Source organism: Nocardiopsis sp. TSRI0078 (assembly GCF_001905145.1).
In the GTDB taxonomy this organism is placed as follows: Bacteria; Actinomycetota; Actinomycetes; order Streptosporangiales; family Streptosporangiaceae; genus Nocardiopsis.
The window spans coordinates 14,831-36,414 of the sequence record NZ_LWLB01000032.1; the positions used below are offsets into that span (position 1 = coordinate 14,831).

At 71.3% G+C, this 21,584-nt stretch carries 20 protein-coding genes; 15 read left to right on the top strand and 5 right to left on the bottom strand.

Translation table 11 applies throughout. The features are described from left to right. The first annotated feature begins 24 nt into the window (after positions 1 to 24). The 9 genes from A6A08_RS17140 to A6A08_RS17180 all read left to right on the top strand — a co-directional run bounded on the left by A6A08_RS17140 (position 25) and on the right by A6A08_RS17180 (position 12,377). Entirely contained in the window at positions 25 to 1,962 is a 1,938-nt protein-coding gene (locus tag A6A08_RS17140; protein WP_073703625.1) for a TIGR03960 family B12-binding radical SAM protein, read from the top strand. Between the two features lie 797 nt (positions 1,963 to 2,759). Next, positions 2,760 to 3,533 carry a TIGR03936 family radical SAM-associated protein gene (locus tag A6A08_RS17145; protein ID WP_242422720.1) on the top strand — a complete coding sequence of 258 codons (774 nt, stop codon included), beginning with the start codon at positions 2,760 to 2,762 and terminating at the stop codon, positions 3,531 to 3,533. A 161-nt stretch (positions 3,534 to 3,694) separates the two neighbouring features. Continuing rightward, on the top strand, positions 3,695 to 6,733 hold the full coding sequence (locus A6A08_RS17150) for an Rne/Rng family ribonuclease (RefSeq protein ID WP_073703627.1): 3,039 nt from the start codon (positions 3,695 to 3,697) through the stop codon (positions 6,731 to 6,733). A 358-nt stretch (positions 6,734 to 7,091) separates the two neighbouring features. After that, a complete protein-coding gene (rplU, locus tag A6A08_RS17155; protein WP_073703628.1) occupies positions 7,092 to 7,403 on the top strand; it encodes a 50S ribosomal protein L21 in 312 nt (103 codons plus the stop codon). 13 nt (positions 7,404 to 7,416) lie between these two features. Continuing rightward, positions 7,417 to 7,677, top strand: a complete 261-nt coding sequence (gene rpmA / locus A6A08_RS17160) for a 50S ribosomal protein L27 (protein ID WP_073703629.1) — start codon at positions 7,417 to 7,419, stop codon at positions 7,675 to 7,677. Positions 7,678 to 7,804: 127 nt separating this feature from the next. Then, complete coding sequence (gene obgE / locus A6A08_RS17165; RefSeq protein ID WP_073703630.1) at positions 7,805 to 9,169, top strand: GTPase ObgE; 1,365 nt, start codon at positions 7,805 to 7,807, stop codon at positions 9,167 to 9,169. Positions 9,170 to 9,251: 82 nt separating this feature from the next. After that, complete coding sequence (gene proB / locus A6A08_RS17170) at positions 9,252 to 10,409, top strand: glutamate 5-kinase (protein ID WP_073703631.1); 1,158 nt, start codon at positions 9,252 to 9,254, stop codon at positions 10,407 to 10,409. 148 nt (positions 10,410 to 10,557) lie between these two features. After that, positions 10,558 to 11,343: an endo alpha-1,4 polygalactosaminidase gene (locus A6A08_RS17175; RefSeq protein ID WP_073703632.1), complete on the top strand. Its 786-nt coding sequence runs from the start codon at positions 10,558 to 10,560 to the stop codon at positions 11,341 to 11,343. Positions 11,344 to 11,474: 131 nt separating this feature from the next. After that, positions 11,475 to 12,377: an alpha/beta hydrolase fold domain-containing protein gene (locus tag A6A08_RS17180; RefSeq protein WP_073703633.1), complete on the top strand. Its 903-nt coding sequence runs from the start codon at positions 11,475 to 11,477 to the stop codon at positions 12,375 to 12,377. A 26-nt stretch (positions 12,378 to 12,403) separates the two neighbouring features. On the opposite strand, the gene A6A08_RS17185 is transcribed toward A6A08_RS17180, so the two are convergent. Further along, positions 12,404 to 13,153: an SDR family oxidoreductase gene (locus A6A08_RS17185; protein WP_073703634.1), complete on the bottom strand. Its 750-nt coding sequence runs from the start codon at positions 13,151 to 13,153 to the stop codon at positions 12,404 to 12,406. Between the two features lie 167 nt (positions 13,154 to 13,320). Here A6A08_RS17185 and A6A08_RS17190 point away from each other — a divergent pair, with 167 nt between their 5' ends. The 5 genes from A6A08_RS17190 (at position 13,321) to A6A08_RS17210 (ending at position 18,077) form a co-directional block, all read left to right on the top strand. After that, entirely contained in the window at positions 13,321 to 13,905 is a 585-nt protein-coding gene (locus tag A6A08_RS17190) for a TetR/AcrR family transcriptional regulator (RefSeq protein ID WP_242422705.1), read from the top strand. A 62-nt stretch (positions 13,906 to 13,967) separates the two neighbouring features. Continuing rightward, a complete protein-coding gene (locus tag A6A08_RS17195; protein WP_083609162.1) occupies positions 13,968 to 14,411 on the top strand; it encodes a type II toxin-antitoxin system PemK/MazF family toxin in 444 nt (147 codons plus the stop codon). A gap of 229 nt (positions 14,412 to 14,640) precedes the next feature. Next, positions 14,641 to 15,915 carry a glutamate-5-semialdehyde dehydrogenase gene (locus tag A6A08_RS17200; RefSeq protein ID WP_073703637.1) on the top strand — a complete coding sequence of 425 codons (1,275 nt, stop codon included), beginning with the start codon at positions 14,641 to 14,643 and terminating at the stop codon, positions 15,913 to 15,915. Positions 15,916 to 16,174: 259 nt separating this feature from the next. Next, positions 16,175 to 17,146, top strand: a complete 972-nt coding sequence (locus tag A6A08_RS17205) for a hypothetical protein (protein WP_073703638.1) — start codon at positions 16,175 to 16,177, stop codon at positions 17,144 to 17,146. Positions 17,147 to 17,339: 193 nt separating this feature from the next. Then, positions 17,340 to 18,077 (top strand): S9 family peptidase, encoded by a 738-nt coding sequence (locus A6A08_RS17210; RefSeq protein ID WP_073703639.1) that lies wholly within the window; start codon positions 17,340 to 17,342, stop codon positions 18,075 to 18,077. A 16-nt stretch (positions 18,078 to 18,093) separates the two neighbouring features. On the opposite strand, the gene A6A08_RS17215 is transcribed toward A6A08_RS17210, so the two are convergent. From A6A08_RS17215 to A6A08_RS17225, 3 genes are all read right to left on the bottom strand, one after another. Continuing rightward, on the bottom strand, positions 18,094 to 19,152 hold the full coding sequence (locus tag A6A08_RS17215; protein WP_073703640.1) for a M48 family metallopeptidase: 1,059 nt from the start codon (positions 19,150 to 19,152) through the stop codon (positions 18,094 to 18,096). 269 nt (positions 19,153 to 19,421) lie between these two features. Further along, positions 19,422 to 19,598 (bottom strand): DUF397 domain-containing protein, encoded by a 177-nt coding sequence (locus A6A08_RS17220; RefSeq protein WP_073703641.1) that lies wholly within the window; start codon positions 19,596 to 19,598, stop codon positions 19,422 to 19,424. Then, complete coding sequence (locus A6A08_RS17225; protein WP_073703642.1) at positions 19,591 to 20,346, bottom strand: helix-turn-helix transcriptional regulator; 756 nt, start codon at positions 20,344 to 20,346, stop codon at positions 19,591 to 19,593. The genes A6A08_RS17220 and A6A08_RS17225 overlap by 8 nt, the downstream gene beginning before the upstream one ends. 99 nt (positions 20,347 to 20,445) lie before the next feature. On the opposite strand from A6A08_RS17225, the gene A6A08_RS17230 reads away from it, so the two are divergent. Continuing rightward, positions 20,446 to 20,799 (top strand): hypothetical protein, encoded by a 354-nt coding sequence (locus A6A08_RS17230; RefSeq protein ID WP_073703643.1) that lies wholly within the window; start codon positions 20,446 to 20,448, stop codon positions 20,797 to 20,799. Between the two features lie 311 nt (positions 20,800 to 21,110). Here A6A08_RS17230 and A6A08_RS27685 read toward each other — a convergent pair whose 3' ends face one another. After that, the gene (locus A6A08_RS27685; protein ID WP_143181798.1) at positions 21,111 to 21,524 is read right to left on the bottom strand and encodes a hypothetical protein; all 414 of its coding nucleotides are present in this window, start codon (positions 21,522 to 21,524) and stop codon (positions 21,111 to 21,113) included. Positions 21,525 to 21,584: the final 60 nt, after the last annotated feature.

Genomic DNA, 21,584 nt, shown 5'->3' on the forward strand with positions numbered 1-21,584 from the left:
GTCCGCCGAACGAAGGCCCACACCATGTCCGTCGAAAGCCTCTTCCCGCGACTGGAACCCCTGCTGACACAGGTGGGCAAGCCCATCCAGTACGTCGGTGGCGAGCTCAACTCCGTGGTCAAGGACTGGGACGACACCCAGGTGCGCTGGGCGCTGATGTACCCGGACGCCTACGAGGTCGGCGTGCCCAACCAGGGAGTGCAGATCCTGTACGAGGTCCTCAACGAGCGCGAGGGCGTACTGGCCGAGCGCACCTACGCGGTGTGGCCGGACCTGGAGAAGCTGATGCGCGAGCACGGCGTGCCGCACTTCACCGTGGACGCCCACCGGCCGGTGGCCGCGTTCGACGTGCTCGGACTGAGCTTCGCCAGCGAGATGGGCTACACCAACATGCTCACCGCGCTGGACCTGGCCGGTATCCCGATGCATGCGACCGACCGCACCGCCGAGCACCCGGTCGTGCTGGCGGGCGGGCACTCGGCGTTCAACCCCGAGCCGATCGCCGACTTCCTGGACGCGGTGGTGCTCGGCGACGGCGAGGAGATCACCCTCGCCATCACCGAGATCATCCGCGAGTTCAAGGAGGAGGGCGAGCCGGGCGGGCGCGACGGGCTGCTGCTGCGCCTGGCCGCGACCGGCGGGGTGTACGTGCCGCGCTTCTTCGACGTGGAGTACCACCCCGACGGGCGGATCGCCTCCTACACGCCCAACCGGCCCGGGGTGCCCGGCACGGTGCAAAAGCACACCGTGATGGACCTCGACCAGTGGCCCTACCCCAAGAAGCCGATCGTGCCGACCGCCGAGTCCGTGCACGAGCGCTACAGCGTGGAGATCTTCCGGGGCTGCACGCGCGGCTGCCGGTTCTGCCAGGCGGGGATGATCACCCGCCCGGTGCGCGAGCGCAACAAGGAGACCGTCACGAAGATGGTCGAGGACGGCGTGAAGGCCTCCGGTTTCCAGGAGGTGGGGCTGCTGTCGCTGTCCAGCGCCGACCACAGCGAGATCGACCAGATCGCCAAGGGGCTCGCCGACCGCTACGAGGGCACCAACACCGGCCTGTCGCTGCCCTCCACCCGGGTGGACGCGTTCAACATCGACCTGGCCAACGAGCTGACCCGCAACGGGCGCCGCTCCGGTCTGACGTTCGCCCCCGAGGGCGGCAGTGAGCGGATGCGCCGGGTGATCAACAAGATGGTCACCGAGGAGGACCTCATCCGCACCGTCACCGCCGCCTACGCGGCCGGGTGGCGGCAGGTGAAGCTGTACTTCATGTGCGGCCTGCCGACCGAGGAGGACGAGGACGTCCTGGCCATCGCCGACCTGGCCACCGAGGTGATCCGGACCGGCCGCGAGGTGACCGGGCGCAAGGACATCCGGTGCACGGTGTCCATCGGCGGGTTCGTGCCCAAGCCGCAGACCCCGTTCCAGTGGGCGGGTCAGACCTCGCACGAGGACGTCGACGCCCGGCTGCGCAAGCTGCGCGACCGGCTGCGGGGCGACCGCAGGTACGGCAAGTCGATCGGCCTGCGCTACCACGAGGGGCGCCCCTCCATCATCGAGGGCCTGCTCTCCCGGGGCGACCGCCGTGTCGGCCGGGTGGTCGAGGAGGTGTGGCGCGCCGGCGGCAGGTTCGACGGCTGGAGCGAGCACTTCTCCTACGACCGGTGGATGGAGGCCGCGGAGAGGGCCCTGGCCGACCTCCCGGTGGACGTGGACTGGTTCACCACCCGCGAGCGCGACGAGGAGGAGGTCCTGCCCTGGGACCACCTGGACGCCGGGCTCGACCGGTCGTGGCTGTGGCAGGACTGGCAGGACTCGCTGCACGGCGAGGAGTCGCTTGAGGTCGACGACTGCCGGTGGAACCCCTGCTACGACTGCGGCGTGTGCCCGAGCATGGGCACCGAGATCCAGATCAACGCCCCCGCGGAGGGCCGCCCGATGCTGCCGCTGACCGTGGTGTAGACCGGGTCCGCCCCGGGCGCGGGAGCGCCCTCCCGCGCCCGGGGCCGCGTTCTGGCCGGTGGACTGGCCGTCACCGCCGCGGGTGTGGAGCAGGAGGTTCCACGCCCGTTGATCTTGTACTTACAGCGAGTCTGGGCGCCGAACCTCGCTCTAGGTACAAGATCAACGCCGGACGGGACCGCCCCGGCGAACCTTCGCGGCCACCGCACCGGCGGGAGTGGCCGTCCGGCGGCGCACCGCGGCCGTGGTCCTGGCCGGGCCGCGTTCGCGGACCTGAACCGGACGTGCTCCGCCGGGGCCGGGACCGGCTCGCGGGCGCCGTGAGGGGCGTGGAGTGGGATGTCGCGCTCCGGGCGTCGAACTCGCCCCTTGGGGGAGTGGCCCGGGAGGAAGGCGTACGGCCCGGCGCCCCGCTCGCGCCGGGCCGTACGTGTAGTAGGACTCGCGGGTCACTCGGGGGGTTGCCATCAGGCGCGGATTTTCTTCGGATTTTTTTCGGAGGCCCCCATGTTCTGGTGGTGAACGCCGATTCGGTTCCCGCTCTGACTGCTTCGGGACTTTTCGATCGCAGGTCAGTGGGGGAGATACCGGTATGCGTAGTCCTGTTGGCGCATGTGCACCATCGCGCACCGTACGCTGAACAGGACGAGGAACAGCCCCTTCAGGCCGCCCCGCCGGCCACACCAGGGGGCATGAGGAAAGGAGTTGAGCTGCCCCCCGCATCCGAGGGCACCACCTCACCCTCCACCGCCAAACCCGGACAACGGCTTCGCGTCCGCTACGCCAAGCGCGGTCGCATGAGGTTCGCCAGCCACCGCGACATCGCCCGGGCTCTGGAGCGCGCCCTGCGCAGGGCCTCCGTACCCGTGGCTTTCTCCGCCGGCTTCTCACCTCACCCCAAGGTCTCCTACACCGGTGCGGCCCCCACCGGGGTCGCCAGCGAGGCGGAGTACCTTGAACTCACCCTGGCCGAGCCGTGCCCGCCCGAACGGGTCCGAGCCGACATCGACGCGGCGATGCCCTCCGGCATCGATGTCGTCGAGGTCGTCGAGGCCCGACAACCCGGGCTCGCCGACCGGCTCCAGGCCTCCGAATGGCGGGTGGAGATGGAGGGCGTCGACCCCGGCGACGCCACCAGGGCGGTGGCCGCCTACATGGCCGCCGACAGTGTCGAGGTGGAGCGGATGACGAAGAAGGGTCGTCGCCGCTTCGACACGCGGCCCGCAGTGGTCCGTATCGACGTGTGCACTGACTCCCACGGGCGCGCCCCAGAGGAACATCACACGACATATGCCATACTTCGGATGGTTGTACGGCACACGACACCTGCTGTCCGACCAGACGACGTGCTGACCGGTCTTCGCCACGTGGCCGACCTCGCGCCGCCGTCATCACCGATGATGACCCGGCTGGCGCAGGGACCGCTGGACGAGACGACAGGTGCGATCGCGGACCCGCTCACCCAGGACCGTCCCGAAGCTCACACGAGCCCCGGACCCGCGAACGACAACGCGGACGAGCGGCGCGACACCGCACCACGGCCGTCGACGCCCATGCCGGGACCGCACTGATGCGCGGCCCCAAGACGGGGAACATGGGCGACACCACAGGACTTTGCCCCGACGGCGCCCCGGTGCCGTCGGCGCTGACACAGCGACGACAGTTCTCGCGAGCCGAGCCGCCGACCGACAGGTCGCGCCGAGCCCGAGAACTCTGACGGGAGACCGCCCGGATGCTCGACAACGAGCCCGACAACGGCGCCGAAGGCGCCGAGGGCACAACTGAAACGAACAACGACATGGCGGCGACGCCCCCCGCGGGGGGCGGCGAGGTGCGCGTGACCACACCCGCGCCCGCCAAGGGCGTCCGCCGCGCCGCCGGACCACCCCCCGAACCGGACGACGTCTTCACGCCTCCCTCGATGCCGGTCACCTCGCTCGCCGGCTCCGGAGAGGGGGGAACGGTCAAGACCGCGGTGACCGCCTCCACCCCGCGCAGGCGCACCGTGCGCGCGGCGGGCCGTCCCGAGGAGGAGACGGCGGCGGCTCCGCGGCGCGGCCGCACCCGTGCCGCGGAGAAGGCGACCGCCACGGCGGCCGCGGGCTCCGCGGCCGAGGAGGCCGCCGCCCCGGTCGAGGAGGACGACGCCTCCGCCACCCGCACCCGCTCCCGCGGCCGTTCGCGCACCCGCTCCGCCGAGGCTGCCGGGACCGGCAGGGACGGTGGGACCAAGGACTCCGGGGACGAGGGGGCCGAGGCCGCCGAGCGGGAGGACGAGAGGTCCGCCGGTGAGAACGTCTTCCAGTCGCCGGCCATGCTCTTCCAGCCCCCGGTGGCCAGCGCCGCACCCGTGACCGTCCGGGCCGCCGACGCCGTCGCCGAGGACGAGGAACCCGAGGAGGAGGCGGCCGAGTCCACCGGCGCCGAGGACAGAGGCGAGGAGGGCGAGGAGCGCCCCAGCCGCCGTCGCCGCCGCCGCGGTGGCCGCGGACGCGGCCGGTCCCGTGCGGACGAGGGCGAGGACGACACCGAGCCCGCCGCCGAGAGGAGGACGGAGCAGAAGGAGTCCAAGAAGGACGCCGGCTCCGGCGAGGACGTCGGCCAGGCGGCCGACCAGGGCGAGGACTCCGGCGAGGAGTCCGAGCGCGGCAGCCGTCGCCGCCGCCGCCGTCGCCGCCGCGCCAGCGCGGGCACGGGAGCCGAGACCACCGGGGACGACCCGCCCAACACCGTGGTCCGGGTGCGCGAGCCGCGCCAGGAGAAGCCCATCGAGGACGAGGTCCAGGCGGTGCGTGGCTCCACCCGGCTGGAGGCCAAGAAGCAGCGCCGCCGTGAGGGCCGCGAGCAGGGCCGCCGCAGGCCCCCGATCGTCACCGAGTCGGAGTTCCTGGCCCGCCGGGAGGCGGTCAAGCGCGACCTGGTGATCCGCCGGACCGGTGACCGCACCCAGATCGCCGTCCTCGAGGACGACATCCTCGTCGAGCACTACGTCGACCGGGCCACGCACCGCTCCTACGTGGGCAACGTGTACCTGGGCCGGGTGCAGAACGTGCTGCCGTCGATGGAGGCCGCCTTCGTCGACATCGGCAAGGGCCGCAACGCCGTCCTGTACGCGGGCGAGGTCAACTGGGACTCCTTCGGCCTGGACGGCCAGCCCAAGCGCATCGAGTCGGTGCTCAAGTCCGGCCAGTCGGTCCTGGTGCAGGTCACCAAGGACCCGGTCGGCCACAAGGGCGCCCGCCTGACCAGTCAGATCAGCCTGCCCGGCCGCTACCTGGTGTACGTGCCCGGCGGTTCGATGACCGGCATCAGCCGCAAGCTCCCCGACAAGGAGCGCGCCCGCCTCAAGCAGATCCTCAAGAAGGTCATGCCCTCCGGCGCCGGCGTCATCGTCCGCACGGCCGCCGAGGGCGCCAGCGAGGAGGAGCTGGAGCGCGACATCACGCGCCTGGCCAAGCAGTGGGACTCCATCAAGCGCAAGTCGAAGTCGGCGAACGCCCCGGCGCTGCTCAACAGCGAGCCGGACCTGACGGTGCGGGTCGTGCGCGACGTGTTCAACGAGGACTTCTCCAGCCTGGTCGTGGCCGGTGACGAGGCCTGGACCACCGTCCACGAGTACGTGGACTACGTGGCGCCCAACCTCGCCGAGCGCCTCTCGCACTGGACCGAGGACCGCGACGTCTTCGCCGCCTACCGGATCGACGAGCAGATCAACAAGGCCCTGGAGCGCAAGGTCTGGCTGCCCAGCGGCGGCTCGCTGGTCATCGACCGCACCGAGGCCATGACCGTGGTCGACGTCAACACCGGCAAGTTCACCGGCCAGGGCGGCAACCTGGAGGAGACGGTCACCAAGAACAACCTGGAGGCGGCGGAGGAGATCGTCCGCCAGCTCCGGTTGCGCGACATCGGCGGCATCATCGTCATCGACTTCATCGACATGGTGCTGGAGTCCAACCGCGACCTGGTGCTGCGCCGCATGCTGGAGTGCCTCTCGCGCGACCGCACCAAGCACCAGGTGGCCGAGGTCACCTCGCTGGGCCTGGTCCAGATGACCCGCAAGCGGGTCGGCCAGGGCCTGCTGGAGGCGTTCTCGCACAGCTGCGAGCACTGCAACGGGCGCGGCCTGGTGCTGACCGCCGACCCGGCCGAGGGCAAGGGCGGCGGCAACGGCGGCAACGGCGGCGGCCGCAAGAAGAAGAAGGGCAAGGGCGAGCCCGACAAGGACGCCAAGGCGGACAAGGCGGACAAGGTGGAGGAGTTCGCGGACCGGCCCGAGCAGGCCGACGCCGCGACGGAGCCGGAGCAGGCGGAGGAGGCCCCGGCCGCTGAGGCCAAGGCCGACGCCGAGCCCGCCAAGAAGACCCGCAAGCGGGCCTCCCGCTCCCGCAAGGCGGCCGAGACCGCCGCGCGGGAGCAGGAGGAGATCACCGCGACCGCGGACGAGGCCGCTCCGGTGGAGGCCCCCGAGGCCTCCGAGGAGAAGGCCGCCGAGGCCGCTGAGGCCCCGAAGGCCGAGGCCGCCGAGGAGGCCGCCGAGGCCCCGGCCAAGAAGACCCGCAGCCGGCGCACCACCACCCGCCGGTCCTCCCGCGCGGCGGCCGCCGACAGCGGCGGATCCGACGCGACGGACGGCGGTGGCGCGGACGCCGTCGCGGAGACGCCCGCCCCGGCCGAGGGCGACGACGAGGCCGCCGAGCGGCCCAAGCGGCGCCGCACCCGGCGTACCACCAAGGCGGCGGCCACCCCGCCGACCGCCGTGGACGCGGGCTGAGCCGAGGGGCGGCAGCCCCGCCGCGGTCCGGACCGGGCACGGATCCGGTCCGGACCACGGCACGTGTGCAGGCCCGTGGCGGGCCAGTGGTAATCTGAGGGACGGTGCGTCGGCGCGCTCCACCACATCGCGCGCCCCGACACCGAAGTGCTCTCCACGCAGGGTTTGTTTCCCTCGGATCCCCGCGCCCCGCTACAGGCGATCAGTGGATCGTGGAACGAGGCTCCTCCCCGCCCACACGGGGATGGACCTCCCGGCTGGCCTGGGCACAGGCACCGCCGGACCCGGACCCCGGACCTCACGTCTCGGGGATGGTCCCGAGCATTATTCGTTGAGCGAGCAGGAAGAGAGTTACCCGGTGTACGCGATCGTGCGAGCGGGCGGCCGACAGGAGAAGGTGTCTGTCGATGACGTCCTGAACATCGACAAGGTCTCCGAGGAGACCGGCGCCACCATCACGTGGCAGCCCATCCTCGTCGTGGAGGACGGCAACGTCATCAGCGACGCGGACAAGCTGAGCGGCTACTCGGTCACCGCCGAGGTCCTCGGTGAGACCAAGGGTCCCAAGATCAACATCTTGAAGTACAAGAACAAGACCGGTTACAAGAAGCGCCAGGGGCACCGCCAGAAGCACACCCAGGTGCGCGTCACCGGCATCGCGGCGAAGTAGGAGGCCTGGAGAAATGGCACACAAGAAGGGCGCTTCGTCCAGCCGTAACGGTCGTGACTCGAACGCCAAGCGCCTCGGCGTCAAGCGCTTCGGTGGTCAGACCGTCTCGGCCGGCGAGATCCTGATCCGTCAGCGCGGCACCAAGTTCCACCCCGGCGCCAACGTCGGCCGCGGTGGTGACGACACCCTGTTCGCGCTGGTTCCCGGCCAGGTCAAGTTCGGCAGCTTTCGCGGCCGCAAGGCCGTGAACATCGTTCCCGCCGCCGCCGAGTAGGGCCACGCGCGGACGTTGTGAAGGTGAGGCGGGCCAGGGAACACTGGCCCGCCTCTCGCGTTGTCACTGGGTGACACACGTGTTCGTCCAGGCCCCGCAGCGGGGCCGGAGAGTAACGGGGAGAGTTATGCCTGACTTCGTCGACGAGGCGGTCTTGCACGTCAAGGCCGGGAACGGCGGGCATGGCTGTGCCTCCGTGCACCGTGAGAAGTTCAAGCCGCTGGGCGGCCCGGACGGCGGCAACGGCGGCCGGGGCGGTGACGTGGTCCTGGAGGTCGACACCCAGACCGCGACCCTGCTGGACTACCAGCGCCGCCCGCACCGCACCGCCCGCAACGGCACGCCCGGCCAGGGCGGCCACCGCGCCGGGGCCAACGGCGAGGACCTCGTCCTCGCGGTGCCCGACGGCACCGTGGTCACCCGCCTGGACGGCGAGGTCATCGCCGACCTGGTCGGCCACGGCACCCGCCTGGTACTCGCCCGGGGCGGCAACGGCGGCCTGGGCAACGCCGCGCTGGCCTCCAAGAAGCGCAAGGCGCCCGGCTTCGCTCTCAAGGGCGAGGAGGGCGAGGGCTTCGACGTGCGCCTGGAGATGAAGACCATCGCCGACGTCGGCCTGGTGGGTTTCCCCAGTGCGGGCAAGTCGTCCCTGATCGCCGCGATGTCCGCGGCCCGCCCCAAGATCGCCGACTACCCGTTCACCACCCTCGTGCCCAACCTGGGAGTGGTGGAGGCGGGCAACGTCCAGTACGTCATCGCCGACGTGCCCGGACTCATCCCCGGCGCCAGCGACGGCAGGGGCCTGGGCCTGGAGTTCCTGCGCCACATCGAGCGCTGCTCCACCCTCCTGCACGTGCTGGACTGCGCCACCTACGAGCAGGGCCGCGACCCGGTCAGCGACCTGGAGGCCCTGGAGGCGGAGCTGTCCGCCTACGGTGAGCGCGCCGGCGTGGACCTGTCCGACCGGCCGCGCCTGGTCGCCCTGAACAAGGTCGACGTCCCCGAGGCGCGCGAGCTGGCCGACATGGTCACCCCGATGCTGACCGAGCGCGGCTACCAGGTCATGGAGGTCTCCGCGGCCTCCCGCGAGGGCCTGCGCGAGCTGTCCTTCGCCCTGGCCGAGCAGGTCGGGGCGGCCCGTGAGGCCATGCCCGCGGCCGAGCCCACCCGGATCGTGATCCGGCCCCAGATGATCGGCGACATCCCCTTCGAGGTGGTGCCGCTGGGCGACAACACCTTCCAGGTGCGCGGCGACAAGCCCGCCCGGTGGGTGCGCCAGACCGACTTCTCCAACGACGAGGCCGTGGGCTACCTCGCCGAGCGCCTCAACCGCCTCGGTATCGAGGAGGAGCTGGCCAAGGCCGGCGCCACCGAGGGCGCCGAGGTGCGCATCGGCACCGAGGAGGACTCCGTGGTCTTCGACTGGGACACCTCCACGGACGCCGAGGTCGTCCCGTCCGGCCCGCGCGGAACCGACGCCCGGCTGGGCTGATCCGCGCGGGGACCGACGGCCCGGCCGAACAGGCACGCGCGCGGTGCCGGGCACCGCGCCACTGGATGGAAAGCCCCTCACGGTGCACAGCACAGGACTGGAACAGACCGACTCCCTGGAGGCCGAGGGCCGTGCGGCGGTGGCCGCCGCGGGCCGGGTCGTGGTGAAGGTGGGGTCGTCGTCGCTGACCACCCCCGAGGGCCGGATCGACTCCGGCCGCATCCGCGACCTGGTCCGGGTACTGGCGGATCGCCGTGCCGCCGGCCAGGAGGTGGTCCTGGTCTCCTCCGGTGCGGTCGCGGCCGGGATGACCCCGCTCGGGATGGCCCGCCGCCCCCGCGACCTGGCCTCCCAGCAGGCCGCCGCGAGCGTGGGGCAGGGGCTGCTGCTGGCCGCGTACACGGCCGAGCTGACCGGGCACGGCCTCAACGCCGCGCAGGTGCTGCTCACGGCGGAGGACATGATGCGCCGTGTGCAGCACCGCAACGCCCAGCGCACGCTGCGCCGCCTGCTGGACATCGGCGCCGTGCCGATCGTCAACGAGAACGACACCGTGGCCACCGACGAACTGCGGTTCGGCGACAACGACCGGCTGGCGGCCCTGGTGGCGCACCTGTTGCGCGCCGACGCGCTGGTGCTGCTGTCGGACGTGGACGCCCTGTACGACGGCGACCCCTCGGCGCCGGGATCGTCGGTGGTCGGCCTGGTGCGCGGCCCGGCCGACCTGGACGGGATCGACATCGGCAGTACGGGAAGGCGGGGCGTGGGCACCGGCGGGATGGTCACGAAGGTGGCGTCCGCGCGGATCGCCACCGAGGCGGGGGTGTACACCGTGCTGACCTCCGCCGCCAACGCCCGCGCCGCCCTGGAGGGCGACCGCGTGGGCACCCTGTTCTCCCCGGGCGGCGGCCGGCGCCCCTCCGCCCGCCAGCTGTGGCTGGCGCACGCCACCGCCGGGCGGGGCAGCCTGGTCCTGGACCCCGGCGCGGTCGCGGCGGTGGTGCGGGAGAAGGCGTCCCTGCTGCCCGCCGGCGTGGTGAGGGTGACCGGCGACTTCAGCGCGGGCGACCCGGTGGACCTGTGCGACGAGCAGGGCGGCGTGGTCGCGCGCGGACTGGTCAACTACGACGCGGGCGAGGTGCCCGACCTGATGGGGCGGTCCACCCGGTGGCTGGCCCGGGAGATGGGTCCCTCCTACGAGCGTGAGCTCGTGCACAGGGACGACCTCGTTGTGCTCTAGAGGGCGGTTCCGGGCCGCCCCGGCCGCCCCGGCCGCCCCGGCCGCCCCGGCCGCCCCGGCCGCCCCGGCCGCCCCGGCCGCCCCGGTCGCCGCGGGCGCCGCGGGCGGCCGACGGCCGGGCGGGGCCCCGGGAGCGCGCTCCGCCGCGGTGGCCCTCGCGGCCCTCCTGTGCGCGGGATGTGCGTCCACGGCCGCCGCCCCGGCCCCGGAGCCCCCGCCCGAGGGCCCGTTCGACTACCAGCTCGGTGGCGCGTACACCCCGGCCGCCGGAGTGGCCACGGTGGTCCGCGACTCCACCGGGCGGCCCGAGCCCGGCCTGTACTCGGTCTGCTACGTCAACGCATTCCAGACCCAGCCCCAGGACCGGGAGCGGTGGCTGGAGGAGCATCCCGACCTGGTGCTCCGAAGCGCCGACGGCGAACCGGTCGCCGACCCGGACTGGCCGGACGAGTACCTGCTGGACACCTCCACGGCCGGTCGGCGCGGGCGGATCGCCGACCTCGTGGGAGGGACGGTCCGGACCTGCGACGAGCGGGGCTTCCACGCCGTGGAGTTCGACAACCTGGACTCCTTCACCCGCTCGGACGGGGCGCTGACCGCCGACGACAACCTGGCGCTGGCCGCCGAGCTGGTCGCCGACGCCCACGGCCGGGGGATGGCCGCGGCCCAGAAGAACGCCGCCGAGGCCGCCGGCCGGGCACGGGAGGAGGCGGGCTTCGACTTCGCCGTGGCCGAGGAGTGCGTGGCCTTCGACGAGTGCGGTGCCTACACCGGCGTCTACGGTGACGGCGTCCTCGTGGTGGAGTACCCGGACACGCTCGGCACCGCCCTCGCGCGGGTCTGCGGGGCTCCGGGCACGCCGCCCCGCACCATCCTGCGCGACCGCGACCTGCTCACCTCCGGCGAGGAGGGCCACCTCCGCGAGTCCTGCTGAGGGGCCGGGCGCCGCGGGCCCGCCACCCCCGGCCCGTCCGGACCTCCCGTCCGGAGGGGCCTTTCCGCCGCACTGTCGTGCACTTGTGGAAGGGTCCACCACAGGACCTTCCGAGGAAGAGGGTGACACCCATGCCGAGTCTGGTGGCACGTGTGCTGTCGTTGGCGTTCCGCGTGGCGCGCAAGCGGCCGATGGAGACGGTGGAGGGCGCGCGTCAGCGCATCGGCGAGCCCAAGGACGACCCCGCGCCCCCGGCGTGGGTCGCCAAGCGGCACGGGATCACCCGGCGCGCGGTGGGGGGCTTCGACAGCTACACGGTCCTGCCCCGGGAGGGACGGCCGAACAGGCCGGGCCGACCGGACAAGGCCGTGCTGTACGTGCACGGGGGCAGCTACATCAGCGAGATCTCGCCGTGGCACTGGGTGCTGATCTCCCGGATGGCGGACACGGGCTGCCGGGTGGAGGTGCCCCTCTACGGGCTGGCGCCGCAGCACACCTACCGGGAGGCCTTCGGGTTCCTCCAGGCCGTGTACCGGGAGCTCCTGGAGCACGTCGAGGCCGAACGGACCGTCTTCGCCGGCGACTCGGCGGGGGCCGGGCTGGCGCTCGCCCTGGCGCAGACACTGCACGGGGCGGGACTGCCCCGGCCCGCGCGGCTGATCCTGGTCTCCCCGTGGGCGGACCTGACCATGTCCAATCCCGACATCGTCAAGGTGGAGGGGGACGACCCCTGGCTCAGCCCGGTCGGGCTGAAGGAGGCCGCCAGGGTCTGGGCGGGTGGGGACCGCCTGGCGGACCCCCGGCTCAGCCCCATCAACGGCGTGCTCTCGGACCTGCCGCCCGTGGACCTCTACATCGGCACCCACGACGTGTTCCTCCCCGACACCCGGCGCCTGCACGCGATGATCGCCGAGGCCGGGGGCACGGTGGAGCTGCACGAGGAGGAGGGCGCCTTCCACGTCTACCCGCTGGTCCCGGTCCCCGAGGGAAGCAGGGCGCGGGCGCGGATCATCGGCACCGTCCAGGAGCTCTGAGCGCGTGCGCCGAGGCGTCCGGCCCCCTACGCCAGTCTCCTGACCGCCGACAGGGGGAGCCGCTTCATCGCGAAGCCGATCGGTGCCCACGGCCAGGCGGGCACGTACGCCTTCACCCTGCGCTTCTCGATCGCGGCGACCATCGAGCGCACACCGGTCCGCGTGTCCACCATGAACCTGGTCCTCTGCTGCACGTGCTCGTTCATCTCCGAGCGGATGTAGCCCGGGTAGATCACGGACACGTCCAGGCCGGGCACCCGTTCCGAGCGCAGGCCCTCGGCGATGGCGGCCACGCCGGCCTTGGTGGCGGCGTAGACGGTCATGGCCTTGCGCATGCCGCGCAGCGCCGACATCGACGAGATCATCACCAGGTGGCCGTGCCCCTGGGCCCGGAAGATCTCCATGGCCGCCTCGGACTGGGCCAGGGCGCCCACGAAGTTGGTCATCGCGGTCTGGCGGTTGGCGTCGTGGCGCCCCTTGCCCAGGGCGGCGCCCTTGCCGAGTCCGGCGTTGACGATCACCCGGTCCACGGTGCCGAAGGTCCCGGCCAGGTCCCCGAAGACCTCGAACACGGCCTCGTCGTCGGTCACGTCCAGCGCCCGCAGCTCCACCCGGCGGTCGGGGTGGGCGGCGGTGATCTCCTCGCGCAGGGCCTCCATCTTCTCGGTGCGCCGCGCGCACAGTCCCAGGTCGTAGCCGAGAGCCGCGAACTGGCGCGCCATCTCGGCCCCGAGGCCGGCGCTGGCACCGGTGATGAGGATCGTTCCCTTGCTCATGTGCTTCTCCGTGCTGTCTCTCGTGCCGTCCCCGGCTCCGGCCGCTCCGGTCCGCCCGGGGCCCGCCGGTGCGTCCGGCGCTCCCGCGGGCCGGGCCGGCGGCGCGCGAGGAGGTGCGACGTCCGTGTCCGTTGACACTACGTCCTTGTTGAGCAATGCTCAATAGTGTGAGCGACCGAGCGCCGCGACGCACGCGGATGACCCAGGACGAACGCAGGCGCCAGCTGGTCGGGATCGGGCTGCGGATGCTGGTGGAAAAGCCCATCCAGGAGCTGCCCATCGACGAGGTGGCCAGGGAGGCGGGCATCTCCCGGGGGCTGCTGTTCCACTACTTCCCGAACAAGACCGCCTTCCACGACGCCGTCGTGGCCGCCGCCGGGCGGCGGGTCGTGCGCAACACCGCCCCCGACGGGGGGCTCGCGCCGAAGGAGGCGGTCGCGCAGTTCGTGGCCCGCTACTACGGGCAGGTCGACCGGCGGCGCGGGTCGTACCTGGCGCTGGTCTTCGGCAGCGGGGCGGTGGGCCTGGGCGGGGAGCACGTGGAGGACCTGCGCCTGGCCATGGCCGAGCGGGTCCTGGCGGTCCTGGGCCTGGACGGGGGCGCACTGCCCGTCGCACACGGATGGATCGCCTACGTGGAGGACAGGGCGCTGCGCTGGTCGGCCGCCCCGGAGGGGGAGCGGCCCCGCGCCCTGGAGGAGGAGGTCGCCCACTGCGTCCGCGCGCTGGAGGCCCTGCTCGCGGTGCGCTGAGGCGGACCCGCCGACCCCCGGGAGCGGGCGGTGTTCCCGCGGCCACGGTCTAGGATGCCCGCGTGAGCGAAACGATGCGCCGAGGCGGCGACCACCCCCAGCGCGGCGAGGTCCGCGAGATCCCCACCGCACGCAACGCGACCACGCTCGTCTACGCGCCCGAGCGCGACGGCCTCGCCGACGCGGGCGAGATCGTGTGGACGTGGGTGCCCTACGAGGAGGACCCGGGGCAGGGCAAGGACCGCCCGCTGCTGGTGGTCGGCCGCCGCGACGGGCGCCTGCACGGCCTGATGCTGTCCTCGCGGCGCCCCGACGACCGGGAGAGCCAGGACTGGCTGCCGATCGGCTCGGGCCCCTGGGACCGGGAGCAGCGCGACTCCTACGTGCGGGTGGACCGGCTCTTCGAGTTCGACGAGGACGGCATCCGCCGCGAGGCCGCCGTCATCGACGAGGACCTGTTCTGGGGAGTCGCGGCGGTCCTGCGCTCGCGCTACGGCTGGCGTTGAGTACCAGTGGTCCGCGGACGCCTCCGCGCGTTCGCTCCCGCGCGCCCCTCGGCCACGCCCCCCGTGTTCCCGCGTCGGTCGGAAACCCCGGGCGCTCGGCCTGTGGACGACCGTGTCGCCGACGGCGCGGCGCTATACGCTGGAGGTGTTCACCCCGGTGTGCCCCTGACGCCCTCCGACGCCGCAGGGCGGGTACGCCGGGATGGCCTCCCAATCGAGAGAGAACACCATGAGCGACATCGAGCGCGAGGTCCACGCGGTGGCGGGGCGCGCCAGGGACGCCGCGGCCGACCTCGCCCCGCTCAGCCGGGCGGTGAAGGACGCGGCACTGCTGGCGATCGCCGACGCCCTGGTCAAGCGGGCCGACGAGATCACCGCGGCCAACGCCGAGGACGTGGAGCGGGCACGCCGGGACGGTACCGGCCCCGCCATGATCGACCGGCTCACCCTCACCCCGCAGCGGATCGAGGCCATCGCCGACGCCGTCCGCGAGATCGTCGAGCTCCCCGACCCGGTGGGCGAGTCCGTGCGCGGCTCCGTGCTGCCCAACGGCCTGGACCTGCGCCAGGTCCGGGTGCCGCTCGGTGTCATCGGCATCATCTACGAGGGCCGTCCCAACGTCACCGTGGACGCCGCCGCACTGTGCCTCAAGAGCGGCAACGCCGCCCTGCTGCGCGGCTCCTCCTCGGCCTACGCCTCCAACACCGCCATCGTCGGGGTCCTGCGGGACGCCCTGGAGGGCACCGGTGTCCCCGTGGACGCCGTCCAGATGGTGCCCGGGCGCACCCGGGAGTCCTCCACCGCCCTCATGCGGGCGCGCGGACTGGTGGACGTGCTCATCCCGCGCGGCGGAGGCTCCCTCATCCAGGCCGTGGTCCGCGACTCCACCGTCCCGGTCATCGAGACCGGCGAGGGCCTGTGCCACGTCTACGTGGATGCCGGCGCCGACATCGACAAGGCCGTGGCCATCGCCACCAACGCCAAGGCGCAGCGCTGCTCGGTGTGCAACTCCGCCGAGACCCTGCTGGTGCACGAGGCGGTGGCCGAGGCGTTCCTGCCGCGCGTGCTGGAGTCGCTGGCCCGAAGCGGCGTGACCGTGCACGGCGACCCGCGGGTGCTGGAGGTCGCCTCCGCGCACCCGACCGGGGCCACCGTGGTCGAGGCCACCGAGGAGGACTGGGCGACCGAGTACCTGTCCATGGACCTGGCCGTGCGCGTGGTGCCCACCATCGACGAGGCGCTCGCGCACATCCGCAGGTACTCCACGCGGCACACCGAGGCGATCGTCACCGACTCGCTGAAGGCCTCCCGGTACTTCGTCTCCAGGGTCGACTCCGCCGCGGTCATGGTAAACGCCTCCACGCGTTTCACCGACGGAGGCGAATTCGGTTTCGGCGCGGAAATTGGTATCTCCACCCAGAAACTGCACGCCAGAGGGCCGATGGGTCTCACCGAGATGACCTCCACCAAGTATGTGGTCACCGGTGACGGCCATCTCCGGTAGCGGGGTCCGAGGGGCCGTCCGCGCCACCGGACGGCCCCCGTACGCGTGGATCGCCGCGGGGGAGTGACGGGGGCGGGCGCATGTCCCCGTGGGCACCTGGAACGTTTTCCTGGCGGAAACCTGGACAGAAGCGAATCTTCGTCTGTGGAGTATTCCCAAAACGAAGGCCGGTCGGTACTTTCGCTGTGGTGTATCACGACGCTCCTGGGCTCATGGGGAGCGTCGTCCCCCACGGTCACGTCGAAAGGAATTCCCCCGTATGAAGCTCCGGAACAAGGTCGCGCTCCTCGCCACGGCCACCCTGGCCGTCGGCGGTGTCACGGTGGCGGCCTCCCCCGCCCAGGCGGACCTCGTCACCCTCTGCTCGGGCCACGGCGGTGCGATCACCCTGCCCACGGACCTCGCGGTCCCCGCCGGAAAGAGCTGCTTCCTGGACGGCACCGTCGTCCAGGGCGACGTCACCGTTCGCAAGGGCGCCAACCTGCACATCGCCGGTGGCGAGATCGAGGGCAGGGTGACCGTCCAGAAGGACGGCTACTTCGACGCCCAGGAGAGCTCCGTCGGCGACCGCGTGGTCAACCGCGGCTCCTACGGCACCTACATGGAGGGCAGCTCGGCCGGCGCCGCCCTGCGCACCGTCCCGGTGGACGGCGGCAACACCGACGGCTTCGCCTACATGGTCGACTCCTCCGTCCGCAGCGTCAACGCCGAGGTCGGCTCCGTCTACCTCTCCGGCTCCCGGGTCAACGGCGTGTTCAAGGCCGACGGCGTCGAGTACGCCGACATCTACGACTCCGTGGTGCGCGGCGACCTGTCCGTCACCGCCCCGAACAGCGGCGGCATCCTCTGCGACAGCGAGGTCATCGGCGCGGCGACCTACACCGGCGGTTCCGGACCGGTCGCGGTCGGCGCCGGCGAGAAGGAGGGCTTCTGCTCCTCCGTCAACTACGTCGACGGCGACCTGAGCATCACCGGTGTCAGCGGCGGCGTCTACGTCGACAACAACATCGTCGGCGGCGACCTGTCCACCTCCGGCAACACCCCGACCGCCCAGGTCGGTGACAACAACCGCGTCCGCGGCGACATCCTCACCGAGGAGATCGCCCTGCGCAGCTTCTCCGCCACCGTGGTCGAGGAGTTCGAGGCCCACGAGAACGACCTCGCGGAGGAGGTCGAGCAGGCCCGCTCCGAGACCATCGACGACGCCATGGCCGCCGGCCCCGCCTTCTAGGCCCGGCCGGACTCGTACAAGGCGCGATCGATCGTCCACGGCGCCGGCGGCCCAGGGTCACCGGCGCCGTCGTGCGTCCGCGGGGCCCTCGCACGCAGACCCGCCGCCGGCGTCCGGACGGCTCGCCGGGGACCGTGGCGGGGGCGACCTGTTACGGTCCGCGGGTATCGAGTCCGAGGACGAGGAGGAACACGTGCCGACCACCGTGGCCTACGGCGACCACCCCAGCCAGACCGTGCACCTGTGGGACCCGGAGGGCGGCGCGGGCGGGCCCTCGCCCGTCGCGGTGCTGCTGCACGGCGGCTGGTGGCGCGACGGGTTCGGCGCCGGCCTCATGGACCCGCTGGCCCGGGACCTGGCCGCCGCCGGATGGACGGTGTGGAACGTGGAGTACCGGCGCACCGGCGGTGACGGCGGGGGCTGGCCGCAGACCCTGGACGACGTCGGCCGGGCCCTGGAGTTCCTCGCCGGGGCGGCCGCCCGCGAGCCCGGGCGCCACGACCTGTCCCGGGTGGTCTCCGTCGGGCATTCCGCGGGCGGGCATCTGGCCCTGCTCAACGCGCTCGACGTGGGAACGCCCGTGACCGCCGTGGTGGCCCTGGCCCCCATCACCGACCTGGAGCGCTGCGCCCGGGCGGGCCTCGGGGAGGGGGCGGTCGGGCCGTTCCTCGGCCCGGACCCCTGCGAAGGGCTGTACTCCGAGAGTTCACCGGTGCTGCGCGTGCCGCTCGGCCTGCCCCAACTGGTCGTGCACGGCGACGCCGACCAGCGCGTCCCCGTGGAGCACAGCCGCGACTACGTGGCCGCCGCACGCGCGGCCGGGGACGGCGTGGACTACCGCGAGGTGGCCGGAGCCGACCACTTCGCGGTCATCGATCCCGCCCACGCCGCCTGGCGGCAGGTCCGCGACCATCTGTCCGAACGGCGCTGATCCCCGCGGCGCGGGGTCAGGAGGAGCCGTTGGACCCCTGGCCGCCGCTACGGGAGGAGCCGCCCCGCCACCGGTCCGCGACGGTGTCGAAGATCCTGCCGCCCGCGCTGGCCGCGCTGCCCGCGACGTCGCGCAGGGTGCCCAGCAGCGGGTCGCCCGAGCGCTCCCACGCCTCCTTGTAGGAGTTGGCGGCCCTGCGCGCCTCCTCGCCGACCTTCGCGTCGCGGTCGGAGGAGCGGCGCGGGTAGTCGCCGTTGATGACGCGCTGGTAGGAGCCGCCCTCGATCCACCGGTGCAGCTCGGCCAGGCGCACCACCGCGAACGGGTGGGTCTGGCCCATCAGGCTGACCATCTTGAGCAGGCTGTCGCGGGCGTCGCCCCCGGACTCGTAGTCGCGGGCCTGCTCCAGGAACGCGTCGGGGTTCATCTCCACGAGCCTGGAGCCGCCCGCCAGCTTCATCAGGGCGCGCTTGGCCGCCTCGGGGTCCTGGCCGGCGAGGAGCCCGGCGCGGTCGCAGGACAGCTCGGACTTGCGGTACCACTCCTCCAGCGCGGCGACGATGGCCTGGAGGCCGATGAAGCCCAGCGGCACCCACGCCACCCGGGCGGCCAGGCGGATCAGGGCCAGCAGCATGGTGCGGTACACGGCGTGGCCGCTGAGGATGTGGCCGACCTCGTGGCCGACGACGAAGCGCTGCTCCTCGGCGTCCAGCAGGTCGAACAGGCCCGTGGTCATCACGATGAACGGCCGCTGGCTGCCGATCGCCATGGCGTTCGGCTTGGGGTTCATCTGGATGTACAGCTCGGGCACCTCGTCCAGGTCCAGGACGTAGGCGGCGTCGCGCACGTAGTCGTGCACGTGCGGGAACTGGGTGGGGCCCACCCGGACGGCGCTGGAGAGGAACATCAGTCGCAGGGCTCGTTCGTTGAACAGCCCCGACAGACGCTTGAACACCTCGTCGAACCCGCGCAGCGAGCGCAGCGCCACCAGGGCGCCGCGGTCGGCGGGGTGCTCGTAGGCGCGGGGTGAGATCTCGGAGAGCCGGACGCGGACGCGGTCTGGTGTGTTGGCCATATCGGCATGCTATGCGTCGGGATGGTGCTTGGCCACGGTTTCGCCTGACCTGGGATGACGTCCCGTTGGTCCGCGTTGCCCGCCCGGTGGAAGCCCTCTATTCTCGATAAGTTACGCCTTGGTTGTAGCACGCTCCGAAGGCTCTGGCAACACCCGATCGGGTGTCAGGTGAACGCAGGACTCGCGCTCTCAGAGCGACGCTGACAGCAGACAGCAAGAGACCCCCGACGTAATCACGCTGGGGGTCTCTCGGTACGTCTGCGGTTGTGTCAGCGGCTCTCAGCAGCAAGCAGAGCGCGCCACTCGCTAGCGGGGAACGTCAGGTGTCCGTGGTCAGGGTGGACAGTGTCGCGAACGTCCGCGCTCCCCGGAGAGGACACCCGCGCCTCTACACACTCGCCACCGTTCACGGAGTACGGGGACTTCTTCCAGTCATCACTAAGCATCTTCAGCAGCTTCCTTCAAGACACGCAGGGAGTCTTCCAGCGGACGCGCATACCCCAACGCGGACCGTGCGAGATCCCGGAACCGCGTCATGTCCGGGGGTTCACTGAACATCACGGTACCCCGCACGTGATCGCTGGTAGCCACCTCCGTACCGTCTTTGAGTCGGTACACCTGGAACGGGGAAGTCACCCCGACCAACACCCCGGGAACCAGGTGAACCCGCGCGCGTCCCGCGTCACTCAAGTCCAGAAGGTGACGCGCTTGTTCGACGCGCACCGCTTTGGGAGCGCACCGCAAAGCAGAGTCGGGGAAGATTGCGGACACCCTGATGGAATCATTCAGCAAGGACAGTCGAACCTTCACGAGATCATCAACGATGTTCAGGGGATCGTTAGGGCGACCCTCAGCAATCGCGAACCGAGCATAAGCAGGAGACTGCAAAACCCCCGGAACCAGCACAGGAGTCACGATCTCGGCTGAAACCGCGCGCTTCAAGAGTTCGCTGTCAGACCGAAGCCACGGGGGAAGACCGTTGGAAGTCTTGTGTTCCTTCCATATCGCAACGAGAGAACCCCGCGCACCGTACAACTCGTCAAGCTGACGAACGGTGTCGAGTGTCGGGGTTGTCCGTCCCGCTTCCCAGTTCGCCACGGACGAAGGAACGAACCCCAACGGGGACGCGACTTCATGCTGAGTCTTACCGGACAGGTCACGAAGCCGCTTCAGCTCTGAAGAAAGTTCAGCCATGCAAGCGATGATGTCAGCGAGAACGTTAGCGGGAACAGTATCCTGCCGGATAGTTCAGGGAGACTTCCTTTAGGGGGTGGGAGTCCCGACGCTGGTCACATGAGCGATCGAACGATTCCGAACACCAGCAAGATCAGGACCAAGCCGAACCCCTTCACCGAAGCGCGAGACGCCTTCCTGTCACAGCGGGGGCTTGCCTTCACGATCGAGTGGAGGCGGTTCCCCTGGTGCTACGGGGTGGACGTAGACCGCGCGCTGGTCGGTCCCGCGTACCTGGGGAACGTCTCCATCGGTCTCAAGGACGGTTGGACGTGGGGATGGCAGCACCCGGACGGATCCTGGAAGTACGTCCAGCGCGACCGGATTGACTTGCTGGTGGACGCGGTGATCGAGTCCCGTGCTGGGTACGTGCCTCCCCTTCCCCGCAGGAAGGACAGGCACCGGGAGCGGTAGCGGGTGAGTGAAAGAAGCAGGGGACCGCAGCGGGTGGCTGTGGTCCCCTGCTGCTGTGTCCGGAGGAAGAAGATGAACGCTAGACCCATGCTGCTGGTGTTGGGGTAGCGGGCTCGAAGAACCCCCGGGGGTTGACCCTGCTCAACTACCAGGGGTTGTTAGACCAGAATTCCGCATAGTGGAATTCGGGAGGCTACACGCAGCAACCGCAACTAAGCTTGAGGTTTGGTGTGCCTACATGGCGCAGCGGGAACGACTGTGCGCTATGCGAACGCATTTGTAGCAAACCTTATCTGCTAAATGCGTGTGCTTCACACCGCGTACCCGACCTTGTAGGTCCGACGCCGTGTCTTCTCGCCGTTCTCGACCAGCGTCGTTTCCCCGACCTGTGTCCAATTCGAGTTACGCAACCCGCCGTGGTTGTCGCCACCGCATTCGCACGCGCATTCGTCGCCGCGTGCCTGCACGCACCGGATATCGCACTTGCCGCGTACGGAGACGTCGACAATGACCGTGGCTTCGGGGTAGTCGTGAGCGATCATCGCGCGGGCTTCCTGGAAGTGTGTCCGCTTGAATCGCCACGTCTTACGGACCTTGTCAAAGGTCAGATCACTACGGGGACCGATAGCGCGCTTGATGTCGCGTCGGTTGTCGGGGTGGTAGGGAAGGTACAACTCGCAATCACCCTTGACGGGTCGATGCAGCATGGGTTCAGTCTTCTTCATGGCTCATCTTTCGTGTGTGGTTGGTGATACCGGGACAGGTAGGCGAAACCGCCTACCTGC

What these genes read in the sequence shown, in the direction of transcription:
- A6A08_RS17180 (WP_073703633.1), top strand. Translation starts at nt 11,475, where the DNA reads ATGCCGAGTCTGGTGGCACGTGTGCTGTCGTTGGCGTTCCGCGTGGCG.
- A6A08_RS17185 (WP_073703634.1), bottom strand. Translation starts at nt 13,153, where the DNA reads ATGAGCAAGGGAACGATCCTCATCACCGGTGCCAGCGCCGGCCTCGGG.
- rpmA (WP_073703629.1), top strand. Translation starts at nt 7,417, where the DNA reads ATGGCACACAAGAAGGGCGCTTCGTCCAGCCGTAACGGTCGTGACTCG.
- A6A08_RS17205 (WP_073703638.1), top strand. Translation starts at nt 16,175, where the DNA reads ATGAAGCTCCGGAACAAGGTCGCGCTCCTCGCCACGGCCACCCTGGCC.
- A6A08_RS17215 (WP_073703640.1), bottom strand. Translation starts at nt 19,152, where the DNA reads ATGGCCAACACACCAGACCGCGTCCGCGTCCGGCTCTCCGAGATCTCA.
- obgE (WP_073703630.1), top strand. Translation starts at nt 7,805, where the DNA reads ATGCCTGACTTCGTCGACGAGGCGGTCTTGCACGTCAAGGCCGGGAAC.
- A6A08_RS17225 (WP_073703642.1), bottom strand. Translation starts at nt 20,346, where the DNA reads ATGGCTGAACTTTCTTCAGAGCTGAAGCGGCTTCGTGACCTGTCCGGT.
- A6A08_RS27685 (WP_143181798.1), bottom strand. Translation starts at nt 21,524, where the DNA reads ATGAAGAAGACTGAACCCATGCTGCATCGACCCGTCAAGGGTGATTGC.
- A6A08_RS17140 (WP_073703625.1), top strand. Translation starts at nt 25, where the DNA reads ATGTCCGTCGAAAGCCTCTTCCCGCGACTGGAACCCCTGCTGACACAG.
- A6A08_RS17200 (WP_073703637.1), top strand. Translation starts at nt 14,641, where the DNA reads ATGAGCGACATCGAGCGCGAGGTCCACGCGGTGGCGGGGCGCGCCAGG.
- A6A08_RS17150 (WP_073703627.1), top strand. Translation starts at nt 3,695, where the DNA reads ATGCTCGACAACGAGCCCGACAACGGCGCCGAAGGCGCCGAGGGCACA.
- A6A08_RS17230 (WP_073703643.1), top strand. Translation starts at nt 20,446, where the DNA reads ATGAGCGATCGAACGATTCCGAACACCAGCAAGATCAGGACCAAGCCG.
- A6A08_RS17220 (WP_073703641.1), bottom strand. Translation starts at nt 19,598, where the DNA reads ATGCTTAGTGATGACTGGAAGAAGTCCCCGTACTCCGTGAACGGTGGC.
- A6A08_RS17145 (WP_242422720.1), top strand. Translation starts at nt 2,760, where the DNA reads ATGAGGTTCGCCAGCCACCGCGACATCGCCCGGGCTCTGGAGCGCGCC.